The sequence below is a fragment of the Achromobacter xylosoxidans genome, assembly GCF_002192695.1.
Taxonomy (GTDB): Bacteria; Pseudomonadota; Gammaproteobacteria; order Burkholderiales; family Burkholderiaceae_B; genus Achromobacter; species Achromobacter xylosoxidans_C.
The window spans coordinates 148,125-160,198 of sequence record NZ_MTLG01000011.1 but is presented as its reverse complement, the minus strand read 5'-3'; the positions used below and the strand labels follow the sequence as shown (position 1 = coordinate 160,198).

Sequence of the window (12,074 nt, the reverse complement as noted above, 5' to 3'; positions counted from 1 at the left end):
GTGGAAATTCCTTTTTCGTTTCGTCCGCGTCTTTTCGACGCGTTGCGCGGTTACGACCGTGTCCGCCTGGCCCAGGACCTGGGCGCGGGCCTCACCGTGGCCGTGGTTGCGCTGCCGCTGGCCATGGCCTTCGCCATCGGGTCGGGCCTCAAGCCCGAGGCCGGGCTGTTCACTTCCATCATCGCGGGCTTCCTGATCGCTCTGCTCGGCGGCAGCCGGGTGCAGATCGGCGGGCCGGCGGGCGCCTTCATCGTCATCGTCTACGACATCGTGCAGCAGTACGGCGTGGCCAATCTGATCATCGCCACGGCGCTGTCGGGCGTACTGCTGTTCGTGATGGGGCTGCTCAGGCTGGGCACGCTGGTGCGCTTCATTCCGGTGGCGGTGATCATCGGCTTCACCAACGGCATCGCGGTGCTGATCGCGTTGTCGCAGGTCAAGGATTTCCTGGGCCTGGCGATTCCCAAGATGCCGGGCGACTTCTTCGGCATCCTGGGCGCGCTGGGCAGCCATCTGTCGTCGCTGAATCCCTGGGCCGCCGGCGTCGCGCTGCTGTCGCTGGCGGTGATCGTGGGCTGGCAGCGCTGGCTGCCCAAATGGGGTGGCCAGCGGGCGGCCAGGCTGGCCCGCGTGCCGGGCTCGATCATCGCGCTGGTGCTGGCGACCGCGGCGGTCGCCGTGTTCGGCTTGCCGGTGGAAACCATAGGCAGCCGCTTCGGCGGCATACCGGCGGCGCTGCCGGATTTCACGCTGCCTGCGTTCAGTTGGGAATCGGCCCGCTTCCTGCTCATGCCCACCATCACGCTGGCGGCGCTGGGCGCCATCGAGTCGCTGCTGTGCGCGCGGGTGGCCGACGGCATGATAGGCGACCGGCATGACCCCAACCAGGAGCTGATGGCTCAGGGCGTCGCCAACTTCGTCACGCCATTCTTCGGCGGCATGCCGGCCACGGGCACCATTGCGCGCACCGTGACCAATGTGAAAAGCGGCGCCACCAGCCCCGTCGCGGGCATGGTGCACGCGCTGGTGCTGCTGGTGGTGATGCTGGCGGCAGCGCCCCTGGCGGCCTCGATACCGCTGGCCACCCTGGCGGCCATCCTGATGTTCGTGGCCTGGAACATGGGCGAATGGCGCGAGTTCGCGCGGCTCAAGAGCTACCGGCTGCCGTACCGGATCACGCTGGTGTCGGTGTTCCTGCTGACGGTGGTCTTCGATCTGACGGTCGCGGTCGAGTTCGGCATCTTTGCCGCCTGCCTGACCTTCATCTACCGCATCTCCAGCCTGTCGCGCGCCGAGCGCATCACGGCTGCGGAGCAGCCCTTGCTGGCCGGCATGGATGGCAGGATCGAGGTCTGGCGCCTGTACGGCACGGTCTTCTTCGGCGCCACCAAGCTGGTGGAGTCGCTGGAAGACCGCCTGCCGGCCCGGGCGCTGGTGCTGGACCTGAAGAACGTGATCTACGTGGATTCGACCGGCGCCGAGGCGCTCGAAGCCCTGAGCAAGGCGTGCGAGACGCGAGGCGTGGCGCTGATCGTCTCGGGCCTGATGGGCCAGCCGCGGGACATCGTGCGCCGCATCGGCCTGTACCACCGGCTGCAGGGCCATCTGCGGCCCGACGTGGCGAGCGCCACGGCCGCCGCCCTGGCGCTGGCGGCCGAGGGCGGCTAGACGGCTGGGGGCCCAGGGCGGCCCCCATCTTCCTTCTAGCGGAAGACGACGGTCTTGTTGCGGTTGAGCAGGATGCGGTGCTCGACGTGGCTGCGCACGGCGCGCGACAGCACCAGGGACTCGATGTCGCTGCCGACCTGGGTCAGGTCCTGGGCCGTCATCGTGTGGTCCACGCGCTCGATGTCCTGGTCGATGATGGGGCCTTCGTCCAGGTCCGAGGTCACGTAGTGGGCGGTGGCGCCGATGATCTTGACGCCGCGCGCATGCGCCTGGTGGTAGGGACGGGCGCCCTTGAAGCTGGGCAGGAAGCTGTGGTGGATGTTGATGGCGCGGCCGTTCAGCGCGCGGCACATGTCTTCCGACAGGATCTGCATGTAGCGGGCCAGCACCACCAGGTCGATGCCTTCCTGGTCGACCAGGGCCAGCACCTGCTGTTCCTGTTCCGCCTTGGTGTCGGCCGTGACCGGCAGGTAGTGGAACGGGATGCCGTAGGACGCGGCCAGGCTGGCGTAGTCGTTGTGGTTCGACACGATGGCGGCCACTTCGGCGTGTAGATGGCCGCTGTGCACGCGGAACAGCAGGTCGTTCAGGCAGTGGCCCTGCTTGCTGACCATGATCAGCAGGCGTTCCTTGCGGCGCGCGTCATGCAGCTTCAGCTCCATGCCGTACTCGGCGGACATGCCGTCCAGCCGCGCCCGCAGGTCGCTGGCGGCCACGCCCGCCGGCACGTCGAAGTGCACGCGCAGGAAGAAGCGGCCGGTCTCTTCATCGCCGAACTGCTGCGAATCCAGGATGTTGCAGCCCAAGTCGAACAACAGGCCGCTGACGCGGTACACGATGCCCGTGCGGTCGGGGCAGGACAGGGTCAGGATGTAGTCGTTGTGCTGCATGGTTCAGGGAGAGGAGAAAAAGGAGAAAAGGTGACGGTATTTATTGATGGCGCCACGCGGCATGCGCGGCGTGGAGATCATCCGTTCAGACGGGCCAGCGTCTCTTCGGCCAGGGCCAGGCTGGAGGTCAACCCGGGGGATTCTATGCCGAACAGGTTCACCAGGCCGGGCACGCCATGCGCGGCCGGGCCGGCGATGACGAAATCGGCGGCGGGTTCATGGGGGCCGGAAATCTTGGGACGGATGCCGGTGTAGCCGGGCGCCAGGGCGTCATCGGGCAGGGCCGGCCAATAGCTGCGCACGGCTTCGTAGAAGACCTCGGCGCGGGCCGGGTCCAGCGTGTAGTCCTCGGTTTCGACCCATTCGGTGTCGGGGCCGAACTTGGCCTGGCCGCCCAGGTCCAGCGTCAGGTGCACGCCCAGGCCGGCATGCTGCGGCACGGGGTAGATCAGGCGCGAGAACGGCGCGCGGCCGGACAGCGTGAAATAGCTGCCCTTGCACAGGTAGTCCTGGGGAATGCTGGACGCGGGCAGGCCCTCGATGCGGCGCGCCAGCGCGGGCGCTTGCAGGCCAGCCGAATTGATCAGCACGTTACAGCTCAGGGCCATGCCCTCGTCGCCGCCGAACTGCAGCTCGAAGCCGCCCTCGGGACGGACGCGGGCCGAGGCCAGCGGCGTATGGAAGACGCACTGGGCGCCCGCGTTTTCGGCATCGCCCTGGAATGACAGCATCAGCGCATGGCTGTCGACGATGCCGGTGGAGGGCGAGGATAGCGCGGCGGTGCAGCGCAGCGCCGGCTCCAGGCGCATGGCGTCTTCGCCGGAGATGAACTGCAGGTCGTCCACGCCATTGGCCCGGGCGCGCTGGGCAATGCCCTCCAGTTGCGCGGCCTGTTCCGTCGTGGTGGCGACGATGAGCTTGCCCAGCCGCTTGTAGGGCACGCCGCGCTCGGCGCAATAGGAATAAAGCAGGTGCTTGCCGCGCACGCAGAGGCGGGCCTTGAGGCTGCCCGCCGGATAATAGATGCCGGCGTGTATGACCTCGGAATTGCGCGAGCTGGTGCCGGTGCCGATGGCCTCGGTGGCTTCAGCCACCAGCACTTCGCGCCCCGACTGGGCCAGCGCCCGCGCGATCGCGAGGCCGACCACGCCCGCGCCGATGACGACGCAATCCACATCCACGCTCATGGTGCTTTCCTTTCCGAACGGGCGCCGGCCGGGGTCAGGTCGAAACCGCCGGCATGGAACACCAGCGGCGGCTCGCCGCTATGGCCGCAGCGCTCCACTTCGCCCACCATGATGACATGGTCGCCTTCGACGTAGCGGCTGCGGTTGTGGCATTCGAACCAGGCGGCGCAATGGCCGTCCAGCATGGGCGTGCCGCCCGGCGCGTGGTGCACCGTCAGGCCGGCGTAGCGGTCCGGCGTCTTGCCGGTGGCGAAACGGCGCGCCAGCGCGATCTGCTCCGAACCCAGCACGTTGACGACGTAGCGCTCGCATTGCTCGAAGGCGGCCAGCGACGACGAGCTGCGCGACAGGCTCCACAGCACCAGTGGCGGGTTCAGCGACACGGAGTTGAAGGAGCTGACCGTCAGGCCGATGGGCGCGCCATCGGGGTCGGCGGTCGTCACGACCGTTACGCCCGTGGCGTAACGGCCCAGCGCGGTGCGGAAAAAGGCGGCGTCAAAATCAGGGGAGGAGGCGGTCATGCAATCGTTAATTGGGGGGCGGGCGCGAGGCGCCCGGCATCAAGGCGACAGGCGTTCGATCTTCCAGGCCTGCCCGTCGGCGACATAGCGCAGGCGGTCATGCAGGCGCGAAGGCCGGCCTTGCCAGAATTCGAAGGCGGTGGGCTTCAGGCGGTAGCCGCCCCAGTGCGGCGGGCGCGGCGGCTGTTCGCCGAAGCGCTCGCGGAATTCCTGTTCGCGGGCTTCCAGCTCGTCACGGGTGATGGGCTGGCTCTGGCGCGAGGCCCAGGCGCCGATGCGCGAACCGGCGGGCCGGCTGTGGTAGTAGGCATCCGACTCGTCGCCGGCCACTTTCTCGACCACGCCTTCGATGCGGACCTGGCGCTCCAGCGGCTGCCAGAAGAACAGCAGGCTGGCGCGCGGCTCGGCCTGCAGGTCCAGGCCCTTGCGGGATTCGTAATTGGTGAAGAACGTGAACCCGCGCTCGTCAAAGCCCTTGATCAGGACGATGCGCGCGCTGGGCTGGCCGCTGGCGTCCACCGTGGCCAGGGTCATGGCGTTGGGTTCGGGGACCTTGGCGGCCAGGGCCTCGTCGAACCAGCGGGTGAATTGCTCGAACGGGGAGGCCGCGGCCTGGCCTTCAAGCAGCACGTTCTTGTCGTAGCTTTGACGCAGATCAGAGACGGACATGGGGCGAGTAGTTCAGCGTTGATAACAAGGAGTTTATACCGCTTGGGAGGCGGTACCCTTATTGACCCCGCTCAGGGCGCAGGCAAGATTTTCCGAGGCGCGGCCTCAGGCGCCTTCCGGCAGGGTGTGTCCGTCCAGCTCCAGCCGGCGCGCGATGGCGTCCAGGCGGGCGTCATGGATGCCGGCGGCGCGCAGCGCCTGGGCGGTCTGCACCACGTAGTCGGTGCAGGGGCCGTAGCGGCCGGCAGCCCGGCGCACAATGGCCAGCAGCTCGGGCTCGGGCAGGGCGCGGATGTAGGCCGGGTTGTCCCGGTTCATGATGAAGACCAGCGCCCGCACGGTGCCGGTATCGGTGGCGCAGTTGATCCAGCGGGGCAGATAGGCGCCGGTGGACATCTCGCGCTCCCAGAGCGCGGGGAAATAGGTCGGCACCTGGCCGCCCGCCAGGCGGTAGACCACCCCCCGGCAGGAACCGCCCCGGTCCAGGCCGAACACCAGGCCCGGACATTCCGGGGTGCCGCGGTTGACCCGCGACCACAGGCACAGCGCCCGGTGGTGGCCGCGCAGGGTCGCCAGCCGGCGTTCGACGAAGTCGAAGTCGGGCCGCCAGATCAGCGAGCCATAGCCGTACACCCACACGTCCTCGCCCGATTGCCAGTGGCGCAGGGCCTCTTCCAGCGATTCCTGCCGCTCTTGCGGAGTCCAGAGGCGAAAGGGCAGGCTGGCGCCGGAGTTGCCGGCGGCGGGAGGAGAGGACTGCATGTTCACGGCTACGCTTTGCGTTCGGATTCGATCGGGGGATTGCGGTTGGCCCAGCCTCCGGCCATCAGGGCCACGGAATAAGCCCAAAAGAGGGGGGCAACCCCAATTACCGCACCGAGCGCGCCGAAGGTCAACGGCAGGGACACCTGCGAGCCGTTGATCAAGGCCATCCGCAGGCCCACGGCCTCGGCGGCGCGGCCCGGCGGCGAATGCTGGTGCAGCAGGGAGAGCATGCTCGGCTGGCAGCACCCCAGGGCCAGGCCGAGGATGAAAGACAGTACGATCAGGACGTTAACGTCGGTGAACAGCGGATAAAGCATGAAATCGATGGCGGCTGTCGCCATCGCAACGCGCACCAGCGTCCAGGACCGCACGCGGCGCTGAATGAAGGGCAATATCAGGCGGATAACGAAAGTAGCCGCCGCGAAGGACGCAAGAATGATGCCGATCGTGGTTGCCGACAGGCCGATGGCGACGCCGAAAATGGGCACGACGAACAAATGGGTGTCCCACGCCCCGGACAAAATCGTGTTGACCATCAAGATGCGGCGCAATGCAGGCACTTCCAGCAATTCAGTAACGCGCCGCTTTTCAGCCTCTTTTTTGCCTGACAGCTGCGAATCTACCGCCTTCAATTGGTGACGCAAGGCATAAAGCCCGCCCGCAGAAAGCAGCGGGCCCAAGGTCAGCAGGCCGAAGGCCAGGCGCGTGCCCAGATGGTCGATCGCCAGCCCGGCGATCAGCGGACCCGAGAATCCGGACCCCGCCAGCGCCAAGGACATAAAGGAGAAATTGCGCAGCCGCTGAGCCGGTTCCGCGTGGCCCAGCAGGTCCTGCGTGGCGACCTGATGCAACATGAAGCCGATGCCGATGCAACAGGATGCAACCAGCAGGGCGAACTGGGTTTGCGAGATGAAGGGCAGCGCGGTGCCGCAAGCGACCAGCGACGTGCCGATGACCAGGGGCCGCACGATGCCGACCCTGTCGACCCAGCGGCCGGCGCGCACCGAGAACAGCATGGGCAGCACTGCGAACACCGCGACCAGCGTGCCCACCTTGAAGGTCGACAGTCCCATCTGCAGCGCCGTGAGCGAGACGGTGATCCGTCCCCCAGTGAGCGCCACGTGATTCATCATGGCCAGCAGGCACAAAAGCACCGCCCCGGAAAACTCTGGGGAACTGGGTGACGAAGAGGGGGATCTATGAGGAGTGGACACGGATACGGCTTAACTGCGTTCATTCTGGCCATATCGTCGCCCTATGTCGAGGCGCGGCTGTTTTGCAGCGCCGCAAACGCATATTGGCGCCAATCGCATGATGGCGGCTATCTAGGGGCGAACTCGCATGCTTATGGCGCAAGATGGCGGCACGTTCGCCGCATCTGCGGGCAAGGGCTTTCGAGAGTGACGGACAAAGCGTTGTATCGTTCATGCAACGGAACAATCACGCGGACCTTGACGTTCCGCCCCGCTTTACTGTTTTTCACTGTTTCGCCACAGATCGTCGATCGTTCCGGCGGACGACACGTTTAGGATGAGCAGGCATCGTGGGCAAGGTCGCTTGCCCGGTCCGCAATTCGCAATACCGGCGCCGGCCCGATAACCGGCGCTACATCCGGCAGGTTCAATGAAAAAGTCCCGCAGCAAGTTCAAGCGCTACTCCCTGATCGCCGTTTTGCTCCTGTTGGCCGTGTTCGGCGTGCGCGCCGCGTTCTTCTCCGCGCCGCCGCCGCCCACGTTCGCCGTGGCCGAGGTCACCCGCGCCAATCTGGAAGACAGCGTGCTGGCCAGCGGCACCATCGACGCCATCGAGCGCGTCAGCGTGGGCGCGCAGGCCACCGGCCAGCTGAAATCCCTGAAGGTGGCGCTGGGCGACCGCGTCAAGAAGGGCCAACTGGTGGCCGAGATCGACGACATGACCCAGCAGAACGAGCTGCGCAACGCCGAAGCCGCCCTGCAGACCCGTCGCGCCGAGCGGGCCGCCAAGGTCGCCACGCTGAAGCAGGCAGAACTCGCCTTCCGCCGCCAGCGGCAGATGCTGGCGGCCGACGCCAGCTCGCGCGAAGCCTATGAGACCGCCGAGGCCACGCTGGGCGTGACCCGGGCCGAGATCGCCTCGCTGGACGCGCAGATCGCGCAGGCCGAGATCCAGGTCGACACCGCCCGCGTCAACCTGGGCTAAACCCGCATCGTCTCGCCCATCGACGGCATGGTGGTCGCGGTGGTCACCAAGGAAGGCCAGACCGTCAACTCGATCCAGAGCGCGCCCACCATCATCAAGGTGGCCCAGGTCGACACCATGACCATCAAGGCGCAGATCTCGGAGGCCGACGTCACCCGCGTGAAGCCGGGCCTGCCGGTGTACTTCACCATCCTGGGCGAGCCCGACGAGCGCTACCGCGCCCAGTTGCGCGCGGTGGAGCCGGCGCCGGATTCGGTGCAGAAGGACGACGCCGCGTCTTCCCTGACCGGATCGGCCAGCGGCAGCTCCACCACCGCCGCCGTCTACTACAACGGCCTGTTCGACGTGCCCAACCCGGACGAGAAGCTGCGCATCTCCATGACCGCCCAGGTCTTCATCGTGCTGGGCGAGGCCAAGGACACGGTGGTGGTGCCGGCCTCGGCGCTCGGCAAGCGCGGCGAGGACGGCCGCTACGCCGTGCGCGTGGTCCTGAAGGACAACAAGACCGAAACGCGCCAGGTCAGGATAGGCATGAACAACAACGTCCAGGCGCAGGTGCTGGAGGGGTTGGAGGTGGGCGAGCGCGTCGTGTCGGCGGATGCCGCGCCGGCCGTCGCGCCGGGAGCCTGACATGAGCGGGCCTCTGATATCGCTTACGGGCGTGCGCCGCGAGTTTCCAGCGGGCGAGCAGACCATCGCGGTCCTGAAGGACATCAACCTGGCCATCGAGGCCGGCGAGATGGTGGCGATCGTGGGCGCGTCCGGGTCGGGCAAGTCCACGCTCATGAACATCCTGGGCTGCCTGGACCGTCCGACCCGCGGCGAGTACCGGGTCGACGGGCGCAGCACGGGCGAGCTGGACCCGGACGAACTGGCCGAGCTGCGCCGCGAGCACTTCGGCTTCATCTTCCAGCGCTATCACTTGCTGTCCGACCTGACCGCGCAGGGCAACGTCGAGGTGCCGGCCGTCTATGCCGGCAAGCGGCGCGAAGCGCGCCTGGCGCGCGCCGCAGAGTTGCTGCGGCGGCTGGGCCTGGGCGACAGGACCGGGCACCGGCCCGGCCAGTTGTCCGGCGGCCAACAGCAGCGCGTCAGCATCGCGCGCGCATTGATGAACGGCGGCGACATCATCCTGGCCGACGAACCAACCGGCGCGCTGGACACGCACACCGGCCAGGAAGTGCTGCGCATCCTGGAAGAGCTGAACGCGGCTGGCCACACCATCATCATCGTCACGCACGATATGAACGTGGCCCGCCATGCCCAGCGCATCATCGAGATCAGCGACGGCGAGATCGTCGCCGACAAGCGCAATCCCGATGCGCCGCGTACCGAGCGCATCAAGGAAGACGCGCCGGCGCTGGCCGCGCGGCCCGTCTGGCAGGCTTACCTGGACCGTTGCCGCGAGGCTTTGCGCATGGCGCTGCTGGCCATGAACGCGCACCGGCTGCGCACCGCGCTGACGATGCTGGGCATCATCATCGGCATCGCGGCCGTGGTGTCGGTGGTGGCGCTGGGCGAGGGCTCGCGCCGCAAGATCCTGGACGACATCAGCGAAATCGGCACCAACACGGTGGAGATCTTCCCCGGCAAGGACTTCGGCGACGAGAAGGCCGTCAATATCCGCACCCTGGTGCCGGCCGACGCGGACGCGCTGGCGCGAGAATCCTACGTGGACAGCGTCACGCCGGAGGTCTCCACCAACAACACGCTGCGCTTTCGCAACGTGTCGGTGACCGGCACGATCCAGGGCGTGGGCGAGCAGTATTTCCGCGTGCGCGCCATCAAGCTGGCGCAGGGCAAGTTCTTCGACGACACCAGCGTGACGCGGCGCGCGCAGGAAGTCGTGATCGACGACGCCACCCGGCGCAAGCTGTTTGGTTCGCATACCGAACCCATCGGGCAGGTGGTGTTCCTGGGATCCATGCCCGCGCGCGTGATCGGGGTGACGCAGAAGAAGGACACCGTATTCGGCAGCAACGACACGCTGAACGTGTGGGTCCCCTACACCACGGCGCTGTCGCGCGTGCTGGGGCAGCAGCATCTGAAGAGCATCACGGTGCGCGTCAATGACGCCACGCCGCCCGCCGCGGCCGAACAGGCCATCGTGCGCGTGCTGACGCGGCGCCACGTGACCAAGGATTTCTTCGTGTTCAACACGGACGCGATCCGCAAGACCATCGAACGCACCACCGCCACCATGACGCTGCTGGTGTCCATGATCGCGCTGATCTCGCTGATGGTGGGCGGCATCGGCGTCATGAACATCATGCTGGTGTCGGTGACCGAGCGCACCCGCGAGATCGGCGTGCGCATGGCCGTGGGCGCGCGGCGCAGCGACATCATGCAGCAATTCCTGATCGAAGCGGTGCTGGTGTGCCTGATAGGCGGCGCAATCGGCATCGTCCTGTCCCTGGGGCTGGGCGTGCTGGTGTCCAAGGCCACGCGCGGTTCGTTCCAGATGATCTATTCCACGGCATCGATGGTGGCGGCGTTCAGCTGCTCGACCTTGATCGGCGTGCTTTTTGGCTATTTGCCGGCGCGCAATGCGGCGCGCCTGGATCCCGTCGAGGCCCTGGCCCGGGAATGAGGAAGATGAAAGCGGTTTCCCTGATCTGCAAACCCGGCGCCCTGGCGCTGCTGCTGGCCCTGGCCGGCTGCGGCAGCCTGCTGCATACCGACTACGAGCGGCCGCTGACGTCCGTCCCCGCGGCCTGGACCCATGCGCCTGGCGGCGACCTCCAGGCCGGGCCGCTGGCCGATGGCGGCGAGTGGTGGCGCAATTTCAACGACCCGACGCTCAACGGCCTGGTCGACGCCGCGCTGGCGCGCAACAACAACCTGGCCGCGGCCGCAATCCGCGTGCGCCGGGCCCAGTACCAGGCCGGAATCACCGAGGACAAGCTGCTGCCGCAACTGGGCGGCAACGCCAATGTGACGCGCAACCGCAATCTTTACGGCGATCGGGCCATCTCCCGGACCAATGCGGCGCAACTGACCGTCAGCTACGAAGTGGACCTGTGGGGCAAGCTGTCCAGCCAGCGCGACGCGGCGCAATGGGATGCGCTGGCGACCGAGCAGGACCGCCAGAGCGCAGCGCTGTCCCTGGTGGGCACCACGGCCACGCTGTACTGGCAGACCGCCTTCATCAACCAGCGCCTCGCCAGCAGCGCCGAGAGCATCGCCTACGCGCGCAAGACGCAGGACCTGGTGCGGGCGCAGTACGCGGCGGGCGGCGCCTCGGCGCTGGAGATGGCCGAGGCCGAGCAGACCGTGGCCAGCCAGGAAGCCGCTTACACGCTGCTGGTGCAGCAGCGCGTGGAATACGCCAACGCCCTGGCCATCCTGTTCGACGGCCCGCCGGACCGCATGATGGCCGACCCCGCGCGGCTGCCGGGCTATCCCTTGCCGCAAGCCCGCGCCGGCGTGCCGGCCGACCTGCTGGGCCGCCGTCCCGACCTGCGCGCCGCCGAACTGCGCCTGCGCCAGTCCCTGTCCACGGTCGACGCGACCCGCGCCAGCTTCTATCCGCCGCTGACGCTGACCGGCGCCTTGGGCAGTTCGAGTCCCACGCTATCCGATGTGCTGAAGAACCCGGTGGGTTCGCTGGGCGCGGCGCTGACGCTGCCGTTCCTGCAGTGGAACCAGATGCAGCTCAACATCAAGATCTCCAAGGCGGACTACGAAGAGCGCGTGGTGAATTTCCGGCAGGCGCTGTACCAGGCGATGGCGGACGTGGAGAACGCCCTGTCCAAGCGCACGCAACTGCGCTTGCAGGCGGAGCAGCTGGATGCCTCTCTGCGCGCGGCGCGCGAGGCCGAGCGGCTGTACGAAGTGCGCTATCGGGCGGGGGCCGTGCCGTTGAAGGACTGGCTCGATGCACAGGAGAAGCGGCGGGTGGCTGAGGTTTCCTGGGATGAGAATATGTTGAATCGGTTGGTGAATCAGGTGACGGTTTATCAGGCGCTTGGTGGGGATGATGTTGTTGACGTGGCTGCTGGCGTTGCAGTGGGTTCTTAAGGCGCCTGGCGCGTCGGGGGCCTGCAATGCGCGGGGCAACGATTGCGGTCCGGAGCGTTCGCTCCGGACTTCCCCTTCGTCATCGTCGTCCAGGCCTTCGGCCTTCCCTTCCGATTCCCTCGGGCTTATCGACGCCCCGCGCATCGCAGGCCCCCGACGCGCCAGGCTCCGCTTTT

At 67.4% G+C, this 12,074-nt stretch carries 9 protein-coding genes and 1 pseudogene; 4 read left to right on the top strand and 6 right to left on the bottom strand.

From position 1 onward, the window contains the following. Entirely contained in the window at positions 1-1,668 is a 1,668-nt protein-coding gene (locus BRO63_RS03165) for a SulP family inorganic anion transporter (RefSeq protein WP_088138491.1), read from the top strand. Between the two features lie 35 nt (positions 1,669-1,703). Here the strand turns inward: BRO63_RS03165 and purU are convergent, their stop codons facing one another. The 6 genes from purU to BRO63_RS03135 all read right to left on the bottom strand — a co-directional run bounded on the left by purU (position 1,704) and on the right by BRO63_RS03135 (position 6,833). Further along, on the bottom strand, positions 1,704-2,558 hold the full coding sequence (gene purU, locus BRO63_RS03160) for a formyltetrahydrofolate deformylase (protein WP_088138490.1): 855 nt from the start codon (positions 2,556-2,558) through the stop codon (positions 1,704-1,706). Between the two features lie 77 nt (positions 2,559-2,635). Beyond that, the gene (locus BRO63_RS03155) at positions 2,636-3,745 is read right to left on the bottom strand and encodes an NAD(P)/FAD-dependent oxidoreductase (protein ID WP_088138489.1); all 1,110 of its coding nucleotides are present in this window, start codon (positions 3,743-3,745) and stop codon (positions 2,636-2,638) included. Beyond that, positions 3,742-4,266, bottom strand: coding sequence for a flavin reductase family protein (locus tag BRO63_RS03150; RefSeq protein ID WP_088138488.1), 525 nt, complete (start codon positions 4,264-4,266; stop codon positions 3,742-3,744). Before BRO63_RS03150 ends, BRO63_RS03155 begins: the two co-directional genes overlap by 4 nt. Positions 4,267-4,305: 39 nt before the next feature. Next, positions 4,306-4,935 (bottom strand): pyridoxamine 5'-phosphate oxidase, encoded by a 630-nt coding sequence (gene pdxH / locus BRO63_RS03145; protein ID WP_088138487.1) that lies wholly within the window; start codon positions 4,933-4,935, stop codon positions 4,306-4,308. A 105-nt stretch (positions 4,936-5,040) separates the two neighbouring features. Continuing rightward, positions 5,041-5,703 carry a gamma-glutamylcyclotransferase gene (locus BRO63_RS03140; protein ID WP_373557761.1) on the bottom strand — a complete coding sequence of 221 codons (663 nt, stop codon included), beginning with the start codon at positions 5,701-5,703 and terminating at the stop codon, positions 5,041-5,043. A gap of 2 nt (positions 5,704-5,705) precedes the next feature. Further along, positions 5,706-6,833, bottom strand: a complete 1,128-nt coding sequence (locus BRO63_RS03135; protein ID WP_256942810.1) for an MFS transporter — start codon at positions 6,831-6,833, stop codon at positions 5,706-5,708. 490 nt (positions 6,834-7,323) lie between these two features. Here BRO63_RS03135 and BRO63_RS03130 point away from each other — a divergent pair. The 3 genes and pseudogenes from BRO63_RS03130 to BRO63_RS03120 all read left to right on the top strand — a co-directional run bounded on the left by BRO63_RS03130 (position 7,324) and on the right by BRO63_RS03120 (position 11,898). After that, positions 7,324-8,508: pseudogene (locus BRO63_RS03130) on the top strand (efflux RND transporter periplasmic adaptor subunit). A gap of 1 nt (position 8,509) precedes the next feature. Then, complete coding sequence (locus BRO63_RS03125) at positions 8,510-10,468, top strand: MacB family efflux pump subunit (protein WP_088138622.1); 1,959 nt, start codon at positions 8,510-8,512, stop codon at positions 10,466-10,468. 5 nt (positions 10,469-10,473) lie between these two features. After that, positions 10,474-11,898 (top strand): efflux transporter outer membrane subunit, encoded by a 1,425-nt coding sequence (locus tag BRO63_RS03120; protein ID WP_088138485.1) that lies wholly within the window; start codon positions 10,474-10,476, stop codon positions 11,896-11,898. Positions 11,899-12,074 lie beyond the last annotated feature (176 nt).

Excerpts from the sequence above, each read along its gene's own strand:
- BRO63_RS03135 (WP_256942810.1), bottom strand. The coding sequence starts at position 6,833 with ATGATGAATCACGTGGCGCTCACTGGGGGACGGATCACCGTCTCGCTC.
- BRO63_RS03125 (WP_088138622.1), top strand. The coding sequence starts at position 8,510 with ATGAGCGGGCCTCTGATATCGCTTACGGGCGTGCGCCGCGAGTTTCCA.
- BRO63_RS03150 (WP_088138488.1), bottom strand. The coding sequence starts at position 4,266 with ATGACCGCCTCCTCCCCTGATTTTGACGCCGCCTTTTTCCGCACCGCG.
- BRO63_RS03155 (WP_088138489.1), bottom strand. The coding sequence starts at position 3,745 with ATGAGCGTGGATGTGGATTGCGTCGTCATCGGCGCGGGCGTGGTCGGC.
- purU (WP_088138490.1), bottom strand. The coding sequence starts at position 2,558 with ATGCAGCACAACGACTACATCCTGACCCTGTCCTGCCCCGACCGCACG.
- BRO63_RS03120 (WP_088138485.1), top strand. The coding sequence starts at position 10,474 with ATGAAAGCGGTTTCCCTGATCTGCAAACCCGGCGCCCTGGCGCTGCTG.
- pdxH (WP_088138487.1), bottom strand. The coding sequence starts at position 4,935 with ATGTCCGTCTCTGATCTGCGTCAAAGCTACGACAAGAACGTGCTGCTT.